This window comes from Haloferula sp., assembly GCF_049672945.1.
Classification (GTDB): Bacteria; Verrucomicrobiota; Verrucomicrobiia; order Verrucomicrobiales; family Akkermansiaceae; genus Haloferula.
Window position 1 is genome coordinate 58,307 of record NZ_JBATWY010000191.1, and the last position, 22,103, is coordinate 80,409.

At 59.0% G+C, this 22,103-nt stretch carries 19 protein-coding genes and 1 tRNA gene; 12 read left to right on the forward strand and 8 right to left on the reverse strand.

Annotation, left to right across the window (positions count from 1 at the left end; genetic code table 11):
* Positions 1 to 2: 2 nt before the first annotated feature.
* The 4 genes from WBG04_RS17710 to WBG04_RS17725 all read left to right on the forward strand — a co-directional run bounded on the left by WBG04_RS17710 (position 3) and on the right by WBG04_RS17725 (position 5,618).
* Complete coding sequence (locus WBG04_RS17710) at positions 3 to 1,253, forward strand: NnrS family protein (RefSeq protein WP_424316038.1); 1,251 nt, start codon at positions 3 to 5, stop codon at positions 1,251 to 1,253.
* 78 nt (positions 1,254 to 1,331) lie between these two features.
* A complete protein-coding gene (locus WBG04_RS17715) occupies positions 1,332 to 2,537 on the forward strand; it encodes an acetate/propionate family kinase (protein ID WP_424316056.1) in 1,206 nt (401 codons plus the stop codon).
* A 20-nt stretch (positions 2,538 to 2,557) separates the two neighbouring features.
* Positions 2,558 to 4,690: a phosphate acetyltransferase gene (gene pta, locus WBG04_RS17720; protein ID WP_424316039.1), complete on the forward strand. Its 2,133-nt coding sequence runs from the start codon at positions 2,558 to 2,560 to the stop codon at positions 4,688 to 4,690.
* 136 nt (positions 4,691 to 4,826) lie between these two features.
* Positions 4,827 to 5,618, forward strand: coding sequence for a hypothetical protein (locus tag WBG04_RS17725; protein WP_424316040.1), 792 nt, complete (start codon positions 4,827 to 4,829; stop codon positions 5,616 to 5,618).
* On the opposite strand, the gene WBG04_RS17730 is transcribed toward WBG04_RS17725, so the two are convergent.
* The 4 genes from WBG04_RS17730 to WBG04_RS17745 form a co-directional block, all read right to left on the reverse strand.
* Positions 5,619 to 6,104, reverse strand: coding sequence for a hypothetical protein (locus WBG04_RS17730; RefSeq protein WP_424316041.1), 486 nt, complete (start codon positions 6,102 to 6,104; stop codon positions 5,619 to 5,621).
* A 59-nt stretch (positions 6,105 to 6,163) separates the two neighbouring features.
* Positions 6,164 to 7,018 carry an MYG1 family protein gene (locus WBG04_RS17735; RefSeq protein ID WP_424316042.1) on the reverse strand — a complete coding sequence of 285 codons (855 nt, stop codon included), beginning with the start codon at positions 7,016 to 7,018 and terminating at the stop codon, positions 6,164 to 6,166.
* A 113-nt stretch (positions 7,019 to 7,131) separates the two neighbouring features.
* The gene (locus tag WBG04_RS17740) at positions 7,132 to 7,530 is read right to left on the reverse strand and encodes a hypothetical protein (RefSeq protein WP_424316043.1); all 399 of its coding nucleotides are present in this window, start codon (positions 7,528 to 7,530) and stop codon (positions 7,132 to 7,134) included.
* Between the two features lie 67 nt (positions 7,531 to 7,597).
* Positions 7,598 to 8,401, reverse strand: a complete 804-nt coding sequence (locus tag WBG04_RS17745; RefSeq protein WP_424316044.1) for a hypothetical protein — start codon at positions 8,399 to 8,401, stop codon at positions 7,598 to 7,600.
* On the opposite strand from WBG04_RS17745, the gene WBG04_RS17750 reads away from it, so the two are divergent.
* Complete coding sequence (locus tag WBG04_RS17750; RefSeq protein ID WP_424316045.1) at positions 8,400 to 8,750, forward strand: hypothetical protein; 351 nt, start codon at positions 8,400 to 8,402, stop codon at positions 8,748 to 8,750. The genes WBG04_RS17745 and WBG04_RS17750 overlap by 2 nt on opposite strands.
* A 47-nt stretch (positions 8,751 to 8,797) precedes the next feature.
* On the opposite strand, the gene WBG04_RS17755 is transcribed toward WBG04_RS17750, so the two are convergent.
* Positions 8,798 to 9,598, reverse strand: coding sequence for a hypothetical protein (locus WBG04_RS17755; RefSeq protein ID WP_424316046.1), 801 nt, complete (start codon positions 9,596 to 9,598; stop codon positions 8,798 to 8,800).
* Positions 9,599 to 10,276: 678 nt separating this feature from the next.
* Between WBG04_RS17755 and WBG04_RS17760 the strand changes: the two genes are divergently transcribed.
* The 3 genes from WBG04_RS17760 (at position 10,277) to WBG04_RS17770 (ending at position 15,025) form a co-directional block, all read left to right on the forward strand.
* Positions 10,277 to 11,683: a DUF58 domain-containing protein gene (locus WBG04_RS17760; RefSeq protein WP_424316047.1), complete on the forward strand. Its 1,407-nt coding sequence runs from the start codon at positions 10,277 to 10,279 to the stop codon at positions 11,681 to 11,683.
* A 19-nt stretch (positions 11,684 to 11,702) separates the two neighbouring features.
* Positions 11,703 to 13,805 carry a transglutaminase-like domain-containing protein gene (locus tag WBG04_RS17765; RefSeq protein ID WP_424316048.1) on the forward strand — a complete coding sequence of 701 codons (2,103 nt, stop codon included), beginning with the start codon at positions 11,703 to 11,705 and terminating at the stop codon, positions 13,803 to 13,805.
* Positions 13,806 to 13,933: 128 nt separating this feature from the next.
* Positions 13,934 to 15,025, forward strand: coding sequence for a transposase (locus WBG04_RS17770; RefSeq protein WP_424316049.1), 1,092 nt, complete (start codon positions 13,934 to 13,936; stop codon positions 15,023 to 15,025).
* A 67-nt stretch (positions 15,026 to 15,092) separates the two neighbouring features.
* Here WBG04_RS17770 and WBG04_RS17775 read toward each other — a convergent pair.
* Positions 15,093 to 15,184: transfer RNA gene (locus WBG04_RS17775), tRNA-Ser, on the reverse strand.
* Between the two features lie 115 nt (positions 15,185 to 15,299).
* On the opposite strand from WBG04_RS17775, the gene queF reads away from it, so the two are divergent.
* Positions 15,300 to 15,704 carry a preQ(1) synthase gene (gene queF, locus WBG04_RS17780; RefSeq protein WP_424316050.1) on the forward strand — a complete coding sequence of 135 codons (405 nt, stop codon included), beginning with the start codon at positions 15,300 to 15,302 and terminating at the stop codon, positions 15,702 to 15,704.
* On the forward strand, positions 15,701 to 16,390 hold the full coding sequence (gene queC / locus WBG04_RS17785) for a 7-cyano-7-deazaguanine synthase QueC (protein ID WP_424316051.1): 690 nt from the start codon (positions 15,701 to 15,703) through the stop codon (positions 16,388 to 16,390). Before queF ends, queC begins: the two co-directional genes overlap by 4 nt.
* A 19-nt stretch (positions 16,391 to 16,409) precedes the next feature.
* Here the strand turns inward: queC and WBG04_RS17790 are convergent, their stop codons facing one another.
* Both WBG04_RS17790 and dusB read right to left on the reverse strand, forming a co-directional pair.
* Positions 16,410 to 16,910 (reverse strand): phage regulatory CII family protein, encoded by a 501-nt coding sequence (locus tag WBG04_RS17790; RefSeq protein WP_424316052.1) that lies wholly within the window; start codon positions 16,908 to 16,910, stop codon positions 16,410 to 16,412.
* A gap of 66 nt (positions 16,911 to 16,976) precedes the next feature.
* Positions 16,977 to 17,966 carry a tRNA dihydrouridine synthase DusB gene (gene dusB, locus WBG04_RS17795; protein WP_424316053.1) on the reverse strand — a complete coding sequence of 330 codons (990 nt, stop codon included), beginning with the start codon at positions 17,964 to 17,966 and terminating at the stop codon, positions 16,977 to 16,979.
* Positions 17,967 to 18,145: 179 nt separating this feature from the next.
* Between dusB and WBG04_RS17800 the strand changes: the two genes are divergently transcribed.
* Both WBG04_RS17800 and WBG04_RS17805 read left to right on the forward strand, forming a co-directional pair.
* On the forward strand, positions 18,146 to 19,477 hold the full coding sequence (locus tag WBG04_RS17800; protein WP_424316054.1) for a dicarboxylate/amino acid:cation symporter: 1,332 nt from the start codon (positions 18,146 to 18,148) through the stop codon (positions 19,475 to 19,477).
* An 81-nt stretch (positions 19,478 to 19,558) separates the two neighbouring features.
* Positions 19,559 to 22,103 (forward strand): alpha-amylase family glycosyl hydrolase (locus WBG04_RS17805; RefSeq protein ID WP_424316055.1); only part of this gene is annotated, 2,545 nt, incomplete at its 3' end.

The following is a 22,103-nucleotide window of genomic DNA, read 5'->3' on the forward strand; positions in this document are numbered from 1 at the left end:
CAATGAGCTCACTCAACACCAAGCTCGACCGAATCGCCACTGAACCTTTTCGGCTATTCTTCCCGCTCGGCATCCTCGCCTCAGCCATCGGCGTCCTCCTATGGCCGACGTACTTCGCCGGATGGATCACCACTTACCCTCTCGCAGCGCACGCCCGCTGGATGGTCATCGGTTTCGCGGGATGCTTCATCACCGGCTTCATCGGCACCGCTGGCCCGCGCCTTCTCGGCACCGACCCATGGTTCCGATTCGAGATCATCCTTCACACGATCATGGCGCTCGTCGTGTTCGTCCTCCTTTCCCTCAATCGGATCGCCGCCGCCGACCTGTTCACCGGATTCTGGCTGCTTGGCGTTCTGAAAAGCATGATTTTCCGACTACTCGTCGGTCGCCAGGACGTCCCACCACCCGGCCTCCCCCTCGTCTTCCTCGGCATCACCGGAGCGATGCTCGCCGGCTTCGCCTTAAGCATGGAGTCCTTCCTCACCTTCTCAATGCCCGTCCGCAACTTCTGGCGACTGCTCTATTTTCAAGGCTTCCTCTGGCTACCCATCCTCGGCGTCGCCCCCTACCTGCTACCCCGTTTCTTCGGCCGCAAGTCACCCCACTCTTTTCCCGACAGCACCACCCTTCCCGCTGGCTGGACGCGCCCCTTCATCGAATCCCTCATCGTCGGTCTGCTCCTCATAGCCAGTTTCGCTCTGGAAGCCTGGCGACCCGGCCCCTCCGGCATAATCCTTCGTACGGTGGTGGTCGTCGTCTACCTCAGCCTCTCGGTTCCCGGCCTCGTTTCATGGAGCAAGGTCAACGGCCTCGGCCTCGCCCTGCGCTGGATCCTTCCCTGCGCCGCCGGCGGCTGGCTCCTCGCCGTCGCCTTCCCACCGCTGCGCATCGGCATGCTGCATCTGATGTTCATCGGCAGCGCCGGCCTCCTGATGCTCGCCGTCGCCACCCGCGTGATCCTCGGCCACAACGAACGCCGCGATCGACTCGCCGCACCGATGAAGTGGTTCCACTGGGTCTGGGCCATGGTCCTCATCACCGCCGCCACCCGACTCACCTCGGATTTCATTTTCAAAGTTCGCGTCACCCACTTCATCTACGCCGCCATCCTGTGGGTCATCGTCCTCGCCTTCTGGTCTTGGAAACTTCGCCGCGAACTCAAGCAACCGGTCTTTGAAGAAGGCATCATCAAGACCAAATGCCCTCGCAGGAAACGCCAACAGGCCGCAAGAATGCTGAGGGAAGGTTGAAGTCTGGCCATTAAACTCAGGAATCCATTCGCTTCATTTCACCATTTTCCAATCTCAATCACCGTTCGAATCCGCCATATTCCGGCCGTGCTCATTCTCGTCATCAACTGCGGCAGCTCCTCGGTGAAGCTGGCGCTCTTCCAACAGAACGACCCGACCCCGGTCGCCACAGGTGTCATCGACCGCATCGGCAGCGAATTCATTGAGGGCTGCTACCGCGTCGGCGAGGGCCCGCGTCAAAAACTCGAATGCCCACCCAATGGCGATCACGCCGCCGCTCTCGATGCCGCACTCAACGCCTTCCGAGCCGAGCCCGCCCTCAAAGACCTCACCGTCACCGCCGTCGGCCACCGCGTCGTTCACGGCGGGCAGTATTTCTCCGCACCCGTCCTCGTCGATGATGATGTCATTGCCAAAATCCGTTCTCTGGCCCCCCTTGCTCCCGTTCACGCCATCCCCAATGCCCTTGGCATCGAGTCCGCCATCCGACTCTTTCCCGGCGTCCCCCAAGTCGTCGTTTTCGATACCGCGTTCCACCAAAGCATCACGCCGGAAGTCTACCGCTACGCCATCCCCGACGACCTTTACCAAGGCCACCAGATCCGTCGCTACGGTTTCCACGGCACCAGTCACGCCTACGTCGCCGAGGAAGCCGCCCGAAGCCTCGGTCTTGATTTCGAAAACTGCCGCCTGATCTCCGCCCACCTCGGCAACGGCTGCAGCGCCACCGCGGTGCTCAATGGCAAATCCGTCGACACCTCCATGGGCCTCACCCCCCTCGAAGGCCTCGTCATGGGAACCCGCAGCGGCAACGTCGACCCCAACCTCCACAACTTTCTCGCCAAAGAAGCCGGTCTCAGCCTTGAGGAAATCACCGATCTTCTCAACCGAAAGTCCGGCTTGGCAGGTCTGAGTGGCATCTCCAACGATCTCCGCGTACTTACCGAGAAATACCTCGCAGGCAACCAAGCCGCCAAACTCGCCATCGATGTCTTCTGCTTCCGCCTCGCCCGCGAAATCGCCGCACTCACCATCGCCCTCAAAGGCATGCCCGAAGCCCTCATCTTCACCGGCGGCATCGGTGAAAACTCCTGTCTCGTGCGTGGCTTGGTTCTCTCACACCTCACGGCATTCGGCTTCGAACTTGATCCCGCACGCAACGAAGCCGCCGGCTCCGAATCTGGAGGAGTCGTCACCGTCCAGGACTCGAACGGACCAACGGCAATCGTGATACCAACGAATGAAGAATTTGCCATCGCCCGCGCCACCGCCGGACTCTGCTGATTCAAACGATTCACGCACCCATGCCACGACACACCTTTCTCACCATCCCTGCCGGAAGAAGCGTCGGCCTCACCTCCGTCAGCATCGGCCTCGTCCGCACCTTCGACCGACTCGGCGCTCCCATTGGCTTTTTCAAAGCCCTCAGCCAACCGCGCATCGGCGAAAACTTCGACCGCTCGTCAGCCTATCTCGAAGTCACCAATACCCTCGAACCCGCCGCCGCCATTTCCGATGAGCGGGTCAAAGATGCCATCGCCAAGGGGCGGATCGACGATCTAATGGAGGAAGTCGTCAGCCACTTCGAGGACATCCCAGCCGAGCAGGAAACCATCATCGTCGAAGGCGTCGTCAGCACGCCTGAAGTTCCCGACGCCCAAGCGATCAACGCCGCACTCGCTCGCGCACTCAATGCGGAGGTCATCCTCGTCGCACGCCCGCTCGGCAATCACATCGACGCCCTCGTTCGCCAACTCGACGAGATGCTCAACAGCATGCCTCCCGCGATTCTGGATGTGCGACCTGCCGTCGTCCTCAACCATGTCGACCTACCCGGTTTATCCAAAGAACTTGGCCTAAAGTCCGCGACCGCACACGAAGCACTCGTCGCCCTCCAGCACCGAATCGGACAGAACCGACTCCGTTTCGACATCATCGGCCTCATCCCCTCCAGCCCCGATCTTTCCGCCACCCGCGTTGCCGACATCGTCGATCAACTCAACGGCAAAATCATCGTTCCCGGCGACATGAATGCCCGCCGAATCAAGGAGATCACACTCTGCGCTCGCACCGTCCCGAACATGCTCAGTGCCTTCAAGACAGGCACGCTGATCGTCACCCCATCCGACCGCTCTGATATCATCGCCGCCTCTGCCCTTGCAGCGACCAAATCCATCCAACTGGCCGGACTCGTTCTCACCGGCGAAACCGAACCTGATCCCGCCACTCTCGCATTCTGCAAGGATGCCTTCTCACTCGATGGGGGACTGCCGATCATTCAGGTCAGCACGAGTTCCTTCGAGACCTCAAAAATCCTCTTCACCCTGAATCCTGAACTTCCGGTCGAAGACATCGAACGGATCAACCTGGTAATGGAAACCGTCGCCCTCGGGATGGATACCTCATGGCTCAGAAACCGTTGTTCGATGACCGTTGAAAGACGGCTCTCCCCACCTGCCTTCCGCCATCGCATCACCACCATCGCACGGCGCACGCTGAAACGCATCATCCTCCCGGAGGGAGAAGAACCGCGCACCATTCAGGCCGCGATTCGTTGCGCCGAGAGATCCATCGCCAAATGCCTGCTCGTCGGCGACCCCCAACATATCGCCGAAGTTGCACACAACAATAGCTTCACGCTGCATCCCGATATCGAAATCATCAATCCCACCGATGTCCGCGACCGCTATCTTGACCCGCTGTTGGAACGCCGACGCAGCAAAGGCATGACCGAAAAGGACGCCATCGAGAGCCTGCGCGACAACACCGTGCTCGGCACCATCATGCTCGCTCTCGACGAAGTGGACGGACTTGTTTCCGGTGCCATCCAAAGTACCGCCAATACCATCCGGCCCGCGCTCCAACTCATCAAAACCCACCCAGACGCGCGGGCTGTCTCCTCGGTCTTCTTCATGTGTCTTCCCGACCAGGTGCTCGTCTACGGCGACTGCGCCGTGAACCCGGACCCCGACGCCGAACTGCTCGCCGACATCGCCATCCAAAGCGCCAATTCCGCAAAAGCCTTCGGCATCGAGCCGATCGTTGCCATGATCAGCTACGCCACCCACGGCTCCGGCAGCGGCAGCAACGTCGACAAAGTCAAGGAAGCCACTGATATCGCCCGCCGCCGGGACCCATCACTCACCATCGACGGCCCCCTCCAATACGACGCCGCCAGCATCCGCGAGGTCGCCAGGACCAAAGCTCCTAACAGCAGCGTCGCCGGCCGCGCCAACGTCTTCATCTTCCCCGACCTCAACACCGGCAACACCACCTACAAGGCCGTCCAGCGTTCCGCCAACGTCGTCTCCATGGGCCCCATGCTCCAAGGCTTGCGCAAACCCGTCAACGACCTCAGCCGCGGCGCATCCGTCGACGACATCCTCTACACCATCGCGCTCACCGCCGTTCAGGCCGGGCAGACTTCGACCGGCTGACCTTTGACGGGCTACGAGTCTTCTCGCTGTTCGCGCCTCAGCCGCGCTGGAGATGCCTCTGCCCCCCCAACAAGCCGGAACAACCTCGAATGGTTCACTCGCTTGCGTCCCCGACAAAAAATGCTTTTCTGTCTCCATGCTGCGTCCGATCCTTTTCCTCCTTTGGCCGATATTGCTAACGGCGGAAGAGACGCTCTCCCTCGATCGCATTGTCGTCATCGGAGCCAGCGTCTCCCGCGGATTCACCGAGACCGAGCCCTTCGGTGGCGAAAAGTCGCACTTGCTTCGGTTTGATCGCTATCTCGACAAGGCTCTAACAGCCCCTCACGGCAAGATTTCCAATGAAGCCAGCCACCTATTCTTCACCTCTGTTGAAAGGCAAGCAAACAGCCAGCTGAATCGGCTATCACGACGAGACCCAAGCCTCGTCGTCGGCATCGACTTCCTCTTTTGGTTCCTCTACGGCCATCCCGAAAAGGTTGGCGATCGACTTCAACTCTTCGACCGCGGCCTTGACTTGCTGTCGACCATCGAAGTCCCCCTGATCATCGGTGACATTCCCGATGCTTCGGCCGCCATCGGTCACATGCTGTCCCGTCACATGGTGCCGGATGCCAAGATCCGGGCCGAAGCCAACAGGCGACTCACCGTTTGGGCCGCCAAGCGCCCTCACGTCTCGGTCGTGCCACTCAGCGAATTTGTGAAGTCTTCCGAGGCGGACGTCGCCATTGAAGTCGGCGAAGTCACGATTCCTGCTGGGTCCACCAGACGTCTCCTCCAACGCGACCGGCTTCATCCCACCCACCCGGGCTGTGCCGCCTTGGCATTGGCAGTGATGTCTGCTCTTACGGACTTCGGTCTCAGTGAGAATCAGGTCTTGTGGAACCCCGAGGAGATTCTGAGCGAAGAGCCATCCGCCACCGACTGACTACTCGCCAGCGGCCTTCTTCTTGAGGAAGAGAAGGACCTTCGAGAAATCGACCTTCATCTTGCTGCCAGGTTCGGCGACCTGGAAAACAATTCGCGAAGTCCCACCGTTGGCGACGATGTTTGCCAGATACTTGCCCGGCTTGAGCTTCTTCTTATCCATGGTGGCATCGAGTTTCACCTCTTTCACGTTGTTGGCAAAGATCACCGCCGCAGGCTGACCTTCCAAGACGGTGCCATCCTCATTGCATGGAAAGGCATTCACGATCAGCATCGGCACCTCTGCATCGAGTGAAAGCACCGCATCATCTGTCACCGGCTGCGAGACTTCGGCGAACAGGTCATTGTCTCCCTTCATCTCTGCTTTCACACCACCGAGGGTGATGTCGAAGGGCAGAAACATCGGGCGCTCCTCGGCCGCCGCTGGCATGGAGTAGACAAACCAACCCATCAGCACCCACACAAACCACATCGAACGAACTCTCACGCTTTGCAGCAAAGACGAAACCCCACAGAAAAACAAGCCACCATGACCATGGCCTCCCACTATCCCACTTCGGCTAAGGCCAGCAGCTCGCGTAATCTTCCTTCAGCACTTGCTGATGTCTTCGCCACGAAGCCACGGGCGTGAGCAAAATGGACATCTTCCTCGGTCTCGATGCGGTTGAAGTCCAAACGAGGATCATCGTTGAATCGTGACAAACCATACCCGCTGCCCCGCCGATCAGGATACACCATGCCGGCCACTTCCTTATCCATTCCAATCGACTCCAGATAACGTCCCAGTCCTGCAGACGCTTCTTCCGGCATCGGATCGGTTCGCGGCATGAAAAGAACCTTTAGCTCACCCACTTCCCAAATCACCGCGTTTGCAGCAACAAATTCGAGGCGTTTCTTCAGTGACTGGACAAACTCGAGGATGTCCTCACCAACCCAACGCATCACTTCATAAAGCGGCTCTCCGGCGCCGAGACTTGAAGTCTTCGCAAACCGGCGCAGCAAGGTAATGTCAATAGGGGACACAAGTCGGGCGAGCGCCTCGCGCTCCATACCCAGCCATTTCGCCGTCGAGATTGGACCCGTCACATCGAACCTCTCGGCGGTTTCCAGCCAGTCACAGAAATTACGTGCATCTTCGTATATCCCAAGATCCATCAGCACCAGGCTCAGAGCACAGATCGGCTCATGATCTCTCGGGAACTGGTGATGATCAAAATTTGATCGCTCCGGGTCATGCTCACCGCCGACGTCCACCACCGCAGTCGACTCATCATCCAGATCGGCCTGCTCCGGTTCGCACCTCTGAATTTCACAGCCATGAATGGCAGCAAGGACACAGCAAGCGAGGAACTCATCCTTATGAGCACCTCCGGGATGAGTTAGAATTCGGGTGATCTTCATTCGCGGGCAGACCCTATCGGTAAGCCCGCCGCATGCAACCCCCGGCTCCCGCCATCGGGACACAAAAAAGCCGCCGTAGAACAACACGTCCTACGGCGGCGATGAAATGAATATCAGAGGCTTGCCTTGAGCTTCTCGAATTGAGCTTCGAGCGCATCAAGTTCCTTGCGCTTGGCAGCGATCACCGCGTCTGCCTTGCCAAGAGCGGCGAGGATCTTTGTGCGGTCACCGGAAGCCACAACAACAGCCTTTGCCTTGCGGCCTGGAGGACGGCCACGCTTGGCGCCCTTGGTAGCCTTCTTGGCCTTCACTGCCGTCTTCTTCTTGGCGGTGGCCTTGCCACCCTTCTTCAACCAAGCTCCAACGGTGAGTTGGCTTACACTGAACTTCTTCGAAGCATTGGCTGCTCCTCCACGTCCGTTCGCTGCATTGTACTCATTGACGAAATCAATGATCTCCTGCTTCTCAGCGTCGGTATAACGCTTGCCCTTTTTGCTTTTCTTACTAGCCATGCCTCAGCCTGTTACGGTGATTCCGTCTACACAAGCAATGTTTTTTTAGATATATTTGCGTCCACCCTCATTTATATTCCAAGAGCATCTTCCCCTTGCCTCCCGCGTTCTTCGCTGGATCTGGAGTCCAAACAAGTGTGAAGCCTTTGGCAATCAGGTCTGCATCCGGCTTTTCAAACTCAAATTGGCCGATATCACCCGCATCAAACTCAAACCTGCCCCCGTTGTAATTCTCAATCTCTGCTCTCAGATAACGGAACGGCCCACATTCTTTGGCCACGGCTTCCACCGTTTCATCACCTTTGAATTTTGCTTTCTTCTTGTCGACCTTGACGAAGTCAAATCGATCATCTTCCGCTCTCTCCAAGAGTTTCTCCTCTTCATCTACATGTCTGTAGACGTTCGGTATGATCACCCGGATCGCGAAACGGATCGGGTTCTCCGTCAGCTCCCCCTTGTCGAGAATCTGACCGCTGGCGATAATCTCTCCGTCGTCGACCTGATAATGCACCTCATACTTCGCACCGCCGGTGACGGTTCCGCGGTATTTCACTTCTTCGGCCTCGTTGGACTCCGGAGTAATGGCTTCCCATCCATCCTCAATGGCCGACTTCACGACGTCTCTCCCGTCAGGCATCGTTTCCAAGATCACTGGCCTGATGGAGAGCCAATTGCCTTGGGAAATACGATCCTTGGACTTTTCATCGATGGGAATCAGCGAAGCCTGTCCGTCCGGAGCCACCCCAAAGTGCATTTTTTTTCCTTCATATCCGGAATACCAAGCCATCCAAGGTTTCTCGAAGAGTTCAGGGAGTTCTCCACCGAAAACGGTGGCCGACGAGAGCAGCAACAGGGCGAGGGATTTTTTCATGACGTGCTCCAATCAAGACTCGATGGCCGATCTTTGCCAGTGGTTTTCCAGCATGAATGCCGAAAAGCTCGCTCAGTCCGTAGAACAAGACGACCAACCTGCCGCCGACCTATCTCCCCAACTGCAGGCGATGTGGCTGGCCAGAAAGGGACGCTGGCATGAAGCCCACGATCTATGTCAGGAAATTCCAAGCCCAGCCGGGCCATGGATCCACGCCTGGCTACACCGCCAAGAAGGCGACTACGGCAATGCCTGCTACTGGTATGCTCAGGCAGGAAAGCCCGCCCCGAAATCCGACGCCTCCCTCGATCAGGAATGGATTGAAATCACCAACGAGCTGATATCCTAACCAAGGGCCGACGGATAGGGAAACGCATCCCCACCCCAGGAAGCCGCCTATTTGAACTCAAGCCTGAATCCCGCATTCGCATCCGGATTTCCAGCGGGTGCGGCCATCCAATTGAGGGAGAAACCCATGGAGAGCGGCTGCATTTTTCGATTCCAAAATTCAAACACTCCAGCGGCACCCGATTCAATCTCCAGCCTCGGTCCTTTGAAACCATCGTACTCAATCTGAGCCGATTCAATCGCACTCGCGTTGATCTCTTCCGCGTCGATCTCCTCGAAGATATCAAGCTTCCTTTTCTTCCCATCCGCCATCAGGAGTTCTATCCGGTCACGTTTGAATTTCTTCTCGAAGCCGTCCTTCCCACGTTCGAATCGAAAGTAGTCCGGGATCTGAAGCCTGAAGACCAATCGGATCGGCTTCTCCCTCAGCTCACCAGCCTCCAAGATCCTCCCCTCGCAGGACACTTCACTGCCATCGATTTGAAAGCTTACTTCATATTTCGCGCCCCCCTCGACCATTGCGCGATAGGCGATTCTCTCAGCTTCCAAGCCAGGCTCGGTTAGGGCCTCCCAACTTTCTTCGACCACCTTCTTCGAGTAGGCCCGTCCATTTGACTGAACCTCTTCAATGATCGGTTGGATTCTGATCCAGAGCGCGGAGGTGAATTGCTCGCCATCGCTCTTGAGCGGGATCAAGGATCCCCGTCCATCTCCCCCGACCCCGAAGTGAAAACTCCTCGACTCGTGGGCACTAAACCAGCCCACCCAGGGTTTCTCGGAAAGCTCGGGGAGCTCTCCCGCGAGCAAGGGCGTCAGCGCTAGAAGCGAAATGGGCAGCAAGCATTTCATCACGCCTTTAAGGGAAACCGAGATCGACAGCCCAAGCCAAGCGCTAACATCGATTCCACCTGCTCAAAAGCGGGCACTCCGTCAGATTTGCTGACGCGCTGCAGCAGTGACGCGTCCGGGAACTGCTCTGGACTGGGTGTGTGAAGACCTTCGAGCTCCGGGCCTCATCTGAATTCGCCGGATGCCTCGTGGAAAAGATCCTCGTCGAAACCATCGGTGTGCAAGTCGCGATGCGCCGTGACAAGCGCTGCAGGCCCCATTGCCCCACCTGCGAGGTGAGCTTAACGGCGGTTCGGGATGGAAAGATCGCGGACTACAATCTGCCGCTTGCCGACAGGGTAGCGGTGTCGGTGACGCTGCCCGCCATTCCAGGGCGGTGTCCGAAATACACGGATCTCGGCACACCGCGCCCGCCCGGGGACTGCTGCGCGCCCTGCCAGCGTCGCCGGCTTCCTCAAACATCGCATCACCTCGGGGCGCATCGAAAGCTTCAACAACCAAATCGCCGGACTCATCCACCGCGCCTGCGGCATGACCAATCTCAAGCATCTCTTCCTCTAGATGCGGGCTCAATCACTCCAGCAAATCTGCCGGAGAGCTAAACTTTCTCCCCTCCGCGGGCACGCGGGCGCGTTCTTTACTGGCGAACTGCCTCCATCAGCATGAAGATGGGCTAGGTTGAACGCGGACTCCTCCATCGATGCTCTCAAAAAACCGGCTTCATCGCCGGCTTTCCGCGCGATCCTCTACCCGACCTACTCGATTGGCTCGGCCCTGAACCACTTTTTCCGACGGCGGATCCGGCCGGCCGGAATGGGATTGCTGATTCTCGGACTGGTAATCACCTGCCTTGCGGGCGGGCAACCCCCGGGCAAGGAGACCAATCCTATTTTCATGGCGCTCTCATTCGGCTTCACCCTCGGCGTGATGGCCCTGGTCGCCCTGCCGTTCCGCCGCGCCCGTCTCGAAATTACAAGAGACCTTCCCAAGCACGCCACCGCAGGCGAAACCCTGAAAATCCGATACCGGGTGAAAAACCTCGCTCGCTTGCCGCTCCGAAATGCCTGGCTCGCCGAAACGCCACCCGATTCACGTCCGGCGAAATCCACTTTTCAGTTCGCCCAAGAACCAGGTGAGGAATCCCGCAATGCCTTCGATCGAATTTTTTCCTACTACTGCTGGAGCTGGCTCCAAGACAAGCGGCTGGCCTTCGATTTCGGCCAAGCCGGCGATCCCATCGATCTACAAGCCGGAGCGACCCACACGTTTCACTCCGAAATCACTCCACGACGCCGGGGCCTCATTCGCCTCGACGACTTGCGCCTGCTGCTTCCCGACCCTTTCGGTCTCTATCAACGCTGCGCCCGGGTCAACGCACCCGCCGCTACGCTCGCTGTTCTGCCACAGCGGCATCAGTTGCCGGTCTTCGAGCTTCCCGGAAGCGCCCGCTTCCAACCCGGGGGCGACGCCGCCGCCCGCAATACCGGACCGTCCGGTGACTTCGTCGGCCTGCGTGAATACCGCTCTGGAGATCCCCTTCGCCTGATCCATTGGAAAAGCTGGGCGCGCACCGGCCAGCCCATCGTCAAAGAACTGGAGGACACCTTCTTTCCCCGACATGGACTGGTGCTCGACACCTTCCCTGACGCGGGCGACGAGGACCTCTTCGAAGGCGCAGTGACGGTAGCCGCGTCATTCGTCGCTGCCGTCGACACCCGCGAGTGCCTGATCGACCTGATGTTCATCTCCGGACGCGAACGGGTCGTCACGGCCGGTCGCGGGGTCGGCCGTGCCGAAACGCTTCTTGAAGTCCTGGCCGGGGTCGAGTTCTCCCCGGAACCTCAGTTCGATTCACTGAACAAACTCGTACTTCGTCACGCCGAAGACCTCGCCGGTTGCCTGGCGATCTTCTCCGGCTGGTCCGATGAAAGGGCCAAGCTGCTCCAAAGGATTTCCTCCTTCGGCATCGAAATCGCCGCCATCGTCGTCTGCCACACGCCCCCGAAATCCCGACCTCCCCGCGTTCACTTCATCCGTGCCGCTCGTATCGCCGAGGACCTGATGCGCCTACCGACGAATCTCTAGCCTCTATCTTTCCAGACCCATGCCATCATCCAATAACCGCCGGCAGCCAGGCCCACCGCGCCTTCTGCTCGGCATCAGCCTCCTGTTCTGGGGTGGCATGATCGGGCATCCTCTCATCGGTCTACTCATGGCGGTCGCAGCCGAAGCCGCGCATTGGACACGGGTCCGCTGGGAATTCGGTGAACACGCTTTCTACCGGGCATGGCAGGCTTCGGTCCTGCTGGTATTCTTTGCCGGCGTGATCGTATGGATGGATTCATCGGTCTTCTCAGCCCTTCCACGCACTCTCATCTGGCTGCCGGTCCTGTTCTTCCCTCTTCAGTTCGCTCAATCCTACGGGATTCATCGTACCATGCCGCTTGCCACCTTCTCGCTCTTTGTCCGGAAAAGACGAGAACACGCCCGGAAACACGGTCTCCCCTTCCGCGATGTCCAGGTCGCCTTCGGGCACGTCTACTTCACCGTCATCATCATTGCCGCTTCCCTCGGCACCTTCGCCAAGACACCCATCTACTTTCCCTGTCTGATCATCCTCATTGCGTGGGCCTTCTGGCGTCAGTTTTCCTGGACCAACCGACTGGCTCCACTCTCCGCCATGCTGATCCTCGGGATTGCCGTCGCAGGAGGCTATGGCGGAGACAAGATCCTCGACATGATCTACCACCGCATGATCGGAATCGACAGCAGTGCCAACGACTTCGCCCGCCAGACCAGCACCGCCATCGGAAGCATGAAGGAGATCAAGCAGTCCCCGAATATTCTTTGGCGTCTCAAATCGGTCGAGGGCAGTCTCCCGCGCCGGATCCGTGTCGCAAGCTACAACAAATACACCAATACCCGCTGGAGAGCCGACCTTCTCAACGAATCCCAAGGCGATCAGATGTCCATGGACTTCAAAGAACTCGGATCGATCGGTGTCGAAGACCCCTTCCGCATCATCGGCCGCGGCGACAACTCCGAATTCATTACGGGAGAAGAGGCAAGCAGCTCCCACCTCCCCCGCTTTACCCTTACCGGCGCGCTCAAAAGACACGATCTCCTTCCCATCCCCACCAACGCGGCGAGCGTCATCATCCCCGCCCAGAACCTTGAAATCAATCCGCTCGGATCACTCCGTATCGATCCCAAGCACCCGGTTGCCAACGCCACGATGCTTTGGAAACGAGAGATGAACACCTCCTCGGCGCCGTGGTTGGCAAGAAGCCCCAAAGGATTCAGATGTCCCGATCTCGATATCCCCCGCCATGAGCAGGAGGTCATCACCGAAGTCGCCGACGAACTCAACCTGAGGGAGGGCAATCTTGAGGAGAAAATCACTCGAATCCGGAACCACTTCATCGAGCACTTCACCTACACCCGCTATCTCGACCGACCTTACCCGAAGTCGAATCTCGAAAATGATCAGTTCATCGGGATCTTCCTGCAGGACTCTCGTCGCGGTCATTGTGAGTACTTCGCCTCCGCCACCGCCATGCTCCTTCGCGAAGTCGGTATCCCGACGCGCTATGTTACGGGATTTGCCATCGTTGAAATCAACCCAAAGTCGGGTGAGGCCTTGGTTCGCGGGACTCACGCCCATGCCTGGTGCGAAGCTTGGGATGCCAATCGGGAAACATGGATCGAAGTCGACCTGACGCCCCCGGACTGGACCAGCATGGAAGCTCCGCGGATGCCACCTTGGCAGAACCTTCTCGACCGCTGGCACATGCTCCGCGATGACCTCCTCGTCTGGCGGAGCCACCCCGGCAACCTTGCCATCGCCATCGCCATCATCTTCACCCCCTTCGCCTTCGGTGCCATTTTGATCGGTCGGCGCTTGTGGAAATCGAAGCACCGTGTCGACCCCACCGTCGAACGTCGCGCTGCCCACGCCGCGCACCCGACCACCCCCTTGAGTGGACTCGAAAAATTGGCCGCCCGACACCTTGGTCCCCGACCACCCGGCACACCCTTGGGATCGTGGTTCATGGGCCTTGCTTCAAAAATCCCGCAACCCGAGCGACTCACTGAAGCCGTGACTATCCATCGCGAAATCCGCTTCGATCCTACAACCGACGCCGAAGCATTGACCAAGAGACTGGCCGCCCTCGCCGACCTACTCAGAAAAGATCTTAAGTCCTAGCACTGATCAGGAGTTGGAGTAACGTTTTTTCTTTTTAAGTTTTAAGGGTCTGTCCCTTTACAAGTTTTAAGGGTCTGTCCCTTTACAAAGAAATTGATTTCCGGCTTCAACTTTGATCTTCTCTTGTCATGCGTCGCCCTCGTTTCCGTGGCCCGAAAAATCTGCCCGTTGCCTACTTCCACTGCGTCTCGCGTATCGTCGGTCGGGAGTTCCTTCTGGGAGATGCCGAGAAGCAGCACTTCCTCAAACTCATGCGCCTCTACGAACGCCTCTGCGGCCTGCGCGTGATTTCTTACTGCCTGATGTCGAACCACTTCCACCTCCTCGTGGAAGTCCCCAAACGCCCATCCCCCGAACATCTTCCCGACGATGCCGCACTTGTCACCCGCGTCCGCGAAACGCTCGGCGACAAGGCCGCCAACGAACTCGAATGGGAACTCGGACACCTCAAATCCATCGGTAACACGAACGGCTGTGAAGCTCTACGCGAACGCTGGTTTGCCCGCATGTGGGACATCAGCCCCTTCATGAAGACCCTCAAACAACGCTTCACCCAGTGGTTCAACGGGCGCCACAAACGCAAAGGCACGCTCTGGGAAGACCGCTTTCGCTCCGTCCTCGTCCAGGGCGAATGCCATGCCCTGCGAGCCATCGCCGCCTACATCGACCTCAACCCCGTCCGCGCCGAGCTCTGCGACGACCCCGCAGACTACCGCTGGTGCAGCTACGCCGAAGCCCTCGCCGGCGGCAAACTCGCCCGCCAGGCCCTCGTTTTTCTCAACAGCCTCGCACCGCACGGCGGTCGCTTGCCAGACGCCCAGCAGCCAAAAAGCCATCAGGAAAGCCTGCGTCGCTGGCGCTGTTGGCTCTTCGGCGTGCCGCAAAGCGAAAACTCACAAGCCGAGCAACTTGCCCGAGAAAAGCGCCGCAGCGGCACCGCCACTACTAGAACTCGCGTCGATCGAAAAACGGCCCTCAAAGTCCTCGCCAAGGGCGGTCGACTCGACCAAGCCACCTATCTGCGCTGCCGAGTGCGCTACTTCACCGACGGTCTCGTCATCGGCACCCGCGAATTCGTCGAACAAAGCTTCGCCGCCTGTCGCGATTACTTCTCCCCATCCAGACAAACGGGAGCACGCTCACTACGCGGTCTCCAACTCGCCTCCAAACCAGAAAGACTCTTTGCCGCAAGACAACTGCAGAAAGAAGTCGTCACCTGAACTCGGACGGGCTGGCTCATCTCCTGAAACGCCATCGCCCCTGCCCAGACGAGCTGGGCAGGGGCGATGGCGGAGAGAGTGGGATTCGAACCCACGGTGACATCACTGCCACGCTCGATTTCGAGTCGAGTGCCTTCGACCGGGCTCAGCCATCTCTCCGTTGAACAGCCCGTCACGCGGTTTGTGCAATAGGATCGCGCCCTTTGTAAAGCCCACGTTTCCTTCTCATTCCCCATGATCGACAGCAAGGCCCGCCAACGCTAGCGTCCGCGCCATGAGCAATCCCGACCTGACCCTCCTCGGTCACTCCGAGAACCGCCTTCCCGCCAAACCCGAGGACGCCAAGCTCGAGACCTTCCCCAATTGCCGGCCCGGACGGCGCTTTTGGATCAACCTAGACTGCCCCGAATTCTCCTCACTTTGCCCGGTCACCGGTCAGCCCGATACCGCCCACATCGTCATCCGCTACGTCCCTGGCGAGACCTGTGTCGAAACCAAGTCACTCAAGTTCTACCTTGCCTCGTTCCGCAATCTCCCGGCCTTCAACGAGGAAATCGTCAACCGCATCCTCGACGATCTTGTCTCCGCGATGAACCCGACCGAACTCTACATCAGCGGAAAGTTCGGCTCACGCGGCGGCATCCAACTCACCTGCGAAGCCAGCCATCCGGAGAAATGAAAATCGTAGTTCTCCTCAGCGGCGGCATGGACTCCGTCACCGCTTTTTACGAAGTCGCCCAAGAACACAAGGTGGTCGCGGCGCTCTCCTTTGACTACGGCTCGAAGCACAATGCCAACGAGATCCCCTTTGCCAAACTCCACGCCGAGCGCGCCGGGGTCCCGCATCAGGTAATCAAGCTCGACTTCATCAACGAGCTCTTTGCCTCCGATCTTCTCAAAAGCGGAGGAGACATTCCCGACGGTCATTACGCCGAGGAAAACATGATCCGCACCGTGGTCCCCTTCCGCAACGGGATCATGCTTTCGATCGCCTGCGGATTTGCCGAAAGCGTCGAAGCCGAAGCCCTCGCGATCGCTGCTCACTCCGGCGACCACGCCGTTTATCCGGACTGCCGCGAGCCCTTCATGCAGTCCATGGCCACCGCCATGAAAGAGGGCACCTACGCCAGGATCGAGCTCCTGCGCCCGTTCATCGCCATGGATAAAACCGCCATTGCCAGACGCGGCTCGGAGCTCGGCATCGACTTCGCAGAAACCTGGTCCTGCTACAAAGGCGGCAGTACCCACTGTGGCACCTGCGGCACCTGTATCGAAAGGCGCGAGGCCTTCCTGCTTGCGGGCGTCACCGATCCCACCGACTACCTCGCGACCCCTCCCATTCCTGAGGGGCCCGCTGATCACTAAGCTCTCCGCCGGTGGCAGCTCAATCCGTATAGTAACGCTTCGGCCCTTCGCTTGGCTTGGGAATGTGCTTCAACTGCTCGAAGTCACCCTCTTCACAGCAGCAGACGAAACCTTCGGCATAACTCTTCAGCTTGTCCCAGCATTCACGAATTTCCTTGGCTTCCTTGGCATCGATCGAGTTGTCCAAGGCCGCTGCCGAGATCTGCTGAAGCAGACCTGAGAACTGACCAATAATCTCATTGGTCGCCGGCAGAACTTCGAAGCCCTTATTGCAGGAACTCTCCGGATTCCGGACAAAGTAGCCCCGGCTGTTCTGACACAGCCACTCGATGATCTTGGTGTCATTGCTGAGCTCGATGATCTTCATCAGCCGATCCAGCGGATTGCGGCTACCCGATCCATCTTCGCTTTGCTTCTCCGCCCATTTGTAGACCAGCGAGAGGGACACCCCGAGTTCCGAGGCCACCGCCTTGGGACTGGTCTTGGCGAACGCCTGCTTGAGAACCTCATGACTTTCCATGGCACGGAAGCTAGAGCGCTCTTCACTGCTTGAAAATCCAATTCTCTGCCCAATCGAGAATCCTTCTCAGACGCCGGCCAATCCCTGCTTCGACTCCGCGGCAATATCCTCCACGTGGGCCACACTCTCGACCTTGCACAGCCGTTGCCGCAGCTCCTTAGCCCCCGGAAAACCTTTACAATAAGCCATCAACCGCGCCCGCATCGCCATGATCGCATGCCGCTCGGTGCCATAGCGATTGCTCTCGGCCGCCAAGCGACAATGCCTTAGCACCAGTTCCCAGCGTTCTCCCAGAGGCACTCCTGGCAGCTCCCTTCCGGTCTGAAGATAGTGTTTTGCCTCACGGAAGACCCACGGATTCTGCATCGCCGCGCGACCAATCATCACGCCACTCACCGCCGTCGTCTCCTTCCGATGGGCCAGGTCCGCACCAGTGGCAATGTCACCATTTCCAATCACCGGCACGGTGACAGCCCTGGCACAGGCATCGATCACCTCCCAGTTGGCATCGCCACTGTAGCCTTGCGACCGCGTCCGACCATGCACCGCAATCGCCTGCATGCCGCATCCTTCCAAAATCTTGCAGACCTCCACCGCATTGACGTGATCCTGATCCCAGCCGATCCGGATCTTGGCTGTCACCGGCACGATCCCCTCGCAAGCCTTCGCTACCCCACTCGCCACCGACTCGAGGCTTTGGCAGTCCTTCAAAAGTGACGAACCACCATTCTTCGACACCACCTTGTTCACCGGACAGCCGAAGTTGATATCAATGAAATCCGGCCGCTTCCAATCGACGATTTTCCGCGCCGCCTCCCCCATCCTCTCGCCATCGCCGCCGAAAAGCTGGACGCCAACCGGCCGCTGCCCGTCGGTGAACTCGGTATATTTCCTCGTCCGTTCGTCCGCTACCATGATGCCCTCAGCCGAGACAAACTCCGTCACCATCACATCGGCCCCCAGCTCCTTGCAGATCTGGCGAAACACCACGTCCGTCACTCCCGCCATCGGCGCGAGGTAGAGGGGAAAGGCATTGTTTTGAAACCATGGGAGCACGGGCGGACCAAAGCACACGGACAAGGAGTTTCCAACTCCTTCCGCCCCAGCACTGGGTTCAGCCATCCGAAATGGCCCACTCTGGCGGAAAAATCACGCCCTCTGATCACCGGGCCGACAAACTCCCTCTCCACAATTCAACCTTGGCCCAGCACCGTTAGACCGCCAGCATCCCCCCGATGAAACGTCTCGCCCTGCACTGGCAGATCCTCTTCGCCCTGATCCTCGCCACCCTGACAGGCGTGATTTTTCGTACGCTCTTCAACGGCCAGGCTCCGGATGGAACCCTTGTCGCCAAGTCGTTGGGCTTCTCTCAATTCGTCGGTGACCTCTTCATGCAGGCGCTGAAGATGATCATCGTCCCGCTGATCGTCACCTCGGTCATCAGCGGCATCGCCAGTCTCCAAGGGGTCAAAGGCTTCGGGCGACTCGGGGCGAAGACCTTCGGCTTCTACGCCATGAGCTCGCTCATCGCCGTGATCACCGGCCTGCTGCTGGTGAATCTAATCAAACCCGGCATGGTCGACGGCAAACCGAACGAGGTCATCCGCAAGGTTTTCGATGCCAAGGAAGCCTCCGCCTCCGAAGCTGAGTTGGCCACCGTGGCAACGGCCAACATGAGGGAGTCAAAGGACTTCCTCGACACCATCAAGATGATGGTCCCCGAGAACATCTTCGCCGCCGCCACCAACAACGGCCAAATGCTCGGCGTCATCGTTTTCAGTCTGCTCTTCGCCATCGCCATCACCAAGCTCCCGGCCGACGAGATGCGAACGCTCAAGGAATTCTTCCAAGCGGGCAACGATGTGATGATCACCATCACCCGCTGGATCATGGCCATCTCACCGATCGGAGTCTATGCGCTGATGTTTCCCGTGATTTTCAAAAATGGCCCCGATGTCTTTGCCGAGATGGCGAAGTATTTCGCGACCGTCCTCGCCGCCCTCGGCATCCACATGTTCGTCAGCCTGCCACTCGTCCTCACCTTCGTCGCCAAGGTCAACCCATGGGCCCATCTGCGTGCGATGCGCGAAGCCCTCCTGCTCGCCTTCTCGACCGCCTCATCCTCCGGAACCCTCCCGGTCACCATGCGCTGCGTGCAGGACAACGCCGGCGTCTCGAAGCGTACCGCGAGCTTCACCCTCCCTCTCGGCGCTACCGTCAACATGGACGGAACGGCGCTCTACGAATGCGTCGCGGTCGTCTTCGTCGCCCAGGTCCTCGGCTATCAACTCGGTTTCGGCGAGCAGTTCATGATCGTCACCGCCGCCTTGCTGACCAGCATCGGGGTCGCTGGAATTCCTTCCGCCAGCCTCGTCGCCATTCTCCTGATCCTGAAAAACAGCGGAATCCCCGACGCCCAGGCCGCCACCGCTGTCGTCGCGCTGCTTTCCGTCGACCGCCTCCTCGATATGGCCCGCACCGCGGTCAACGTCTTCGGCGACTCCTGCGCCGCCGTGGTGATCGCCACGAGCGAAGGCGAGAAAGTGCTGGAAGACGCCACCGCGTGAAAAGCCAGGCCTTGCGACCTGCTCAGAGCGGGCGATCTTCGGGTAAACCAAACGCTCCCGAGCGTCCATTTACCCCCGCCCATGAGAAAAACCCATTTCCTTGGCCTGTTGGTGCTCACGTGCCTCTTCATTCAGGTCGCCAGCGCCGCCCCATCCGGCAATCTTTGGCACATTCCCTTCGCTCAGGAGAACGGCATCCCAGACCGCATGCGCGATCCTTACGTCGAGATCGATCCGCAGGGGTCGTTCACCGTTTATCAGGGATTCTTCAAAAATGGCGGCGCCAATGGCAATCAGACGGGTGGCTCCCTCTTCTTCCGCAATGCGACGGCTGCGACCCCATGGCAATCCACCGCGCTCGGCTTTCACGCCGACGCGGGAAACAACCAGTTCTGGAAAGCCAACATCGATCTTGGTGCCGGAGGCCTGAATGCCGGACCAAGTGACGTGATCGAATACTACCTGCTCGTCACCTTTGACGGCACCACCGGTTCGAACCCCGACGACACCTATCTTCACGGAGGTGACCTCGATCCAGGCCTCGGAAATCAAGCGGCCACGGTTGCGGAGGCAAGCGCTCAAGCCAGTCCCTACTCGATACGCAATCGCCCGGCATGGATCTTCCACGCCGACAACCGAGTCACCAACGGCGACGACGTCGAGTTCTGGGCCAAGGTCGGATACATCGGCGATACCAATGACCTTTCCACGCGATGGGCGAACGCCGGGGGCATCTACTACACCACCGATGGAAGCGAACCCGCTGGATCGTTGGGAATTCCATCAGGAGCCACCCAGGTCGCCACCTTCACCTACAGCCACCCGGAACAGAACGAGATCGACAGCGGGAGCGTCACGGAAGGGCGAGGCATGTGGTGGCGCGCCAACGTCCCAGGGCTCCTCGAAGGCAAACCGCTCGGCACGACTTTCAATTACCGGATCGGCTTCTGGAACACCGATACCAATGAGGAAAAGTTCGCCGACCACAACGCACCAACCAACGACAAGACCTTCACCTTCACGAACGGAGCACTCGGCGACCCGGTCCTCACCATCAGCACTCCAAGCACCGGCTCGCTCAATGGCGACTACACCACCTCCAAGCTCTACGTCGACGAACTTGCCGGAGATACCATCCCGGTCACGATTGCTTTCGCCCCGGGCCAATCGAACATCACCGCGGTTGAGTGCGTCACCAACCTCAATCAGCGCCACCGCGCCGACGCTGACAAAAACACCAACAGCATCTCCGACGGTCAGGAATTCAACCAGGTGAGTGGGATCATTGGCCCTCCATCCGACGACTCCTATTACTACCACGCCCATCCCATGGTCCCGACCGGCACACCGGGAGAATATTCGGTCACCATCAACGCCACCCGCACCGGAGCCTATCGCCTAACAGCGCGCTGGAAGGTCGACGGCGATCCCGAATGGCGGCAGTTCACCGCCTTCGGTCGACGCGACCATGCCATCACCGTGACCCCGACCGACGCACGGGACATCAACCTTTACGAGATCCATACCCTGACCATCGAGGCCAATGGAGGTGGCTTCGACAACCGCTCGACATTCGAAGACCTTCACGATGCTCCGGGAGCCCTCCGAACCGCCGACGGCAAGGGTTTCAATCTGGGCTATCTTCAAGGTCTGGGAGTCAACTGGCTGTGGTTCCAGCCCGTTCATCCCCCCGCAGTCGAAGGCCGGGAAATCGACCCTGCCACCTCGCTCCCCTACGACCACGGCAGTCCCTACGCCATTAGGAACTTTTTTGAGATCGATCCCGCAATGAGCGTCGCCAACACCCGCGCCGCCAGCATGAGCGCTTTCCAGAATTTTGTCTCAGCAGCGGACGCCGCACAAATCGAAATCATGCTCGATGCGCCCTTCAACCACACCGGATTCGACGTCGAACTCGGCCAACAAGGCGTCGACCTCTTCTCCCCGACATCCTCACCTACGGACACGATCCGCAGCACCGAAGCCCGCTTCTTTTCCAAAGGCGACATCTTCAACCAGCAAAATAACAACTACGGCGAACGAGCCGCGAACGCGGGCGAAGCCACCAACGCCCCCGACCGCGGTGACTTCGGAAAGTGGGGCGACGTGATCGATGTCTACTTCGGAAACTACGACTCACTCGTCCGTCTGAACCCCTCAGAGAACAGTCGTCACCTCAATGAAGGGGATCGCTTCTACTACACCGATCCGAACTTCGATGACATCACGCGGAATACCTGGAAATACTTCAAGGAATACGCACTCCACTGGCTCGACCAGACCGGCTATCCGGAAGGCACTCCCCACACGGAGGCGAACCGCAACAAGGGTATCGACGGTCTGCGCTGCGACTTCGGCCAGGGACTCCCGCCCCAGGCCTGGGAATACATCATCAACGGCGCACGCACGCGGAAATGGAACTTCGTGATGATGAGCGAATCCCTCGACGGCGGTGCCGTCACCTACCGCTCGAACCGTCACTTCGACATCCTCAATGAAAACATCGTCTTCCCGCTCAAGAGCGCGAGCAACGCCAACGACTACCGGCAGATCTTCGAAGAGCGCCGCAACAGCTACGGGCAGGGACTCGTCCTGATCAACAACACTTCCCACGACGAGGAAAACT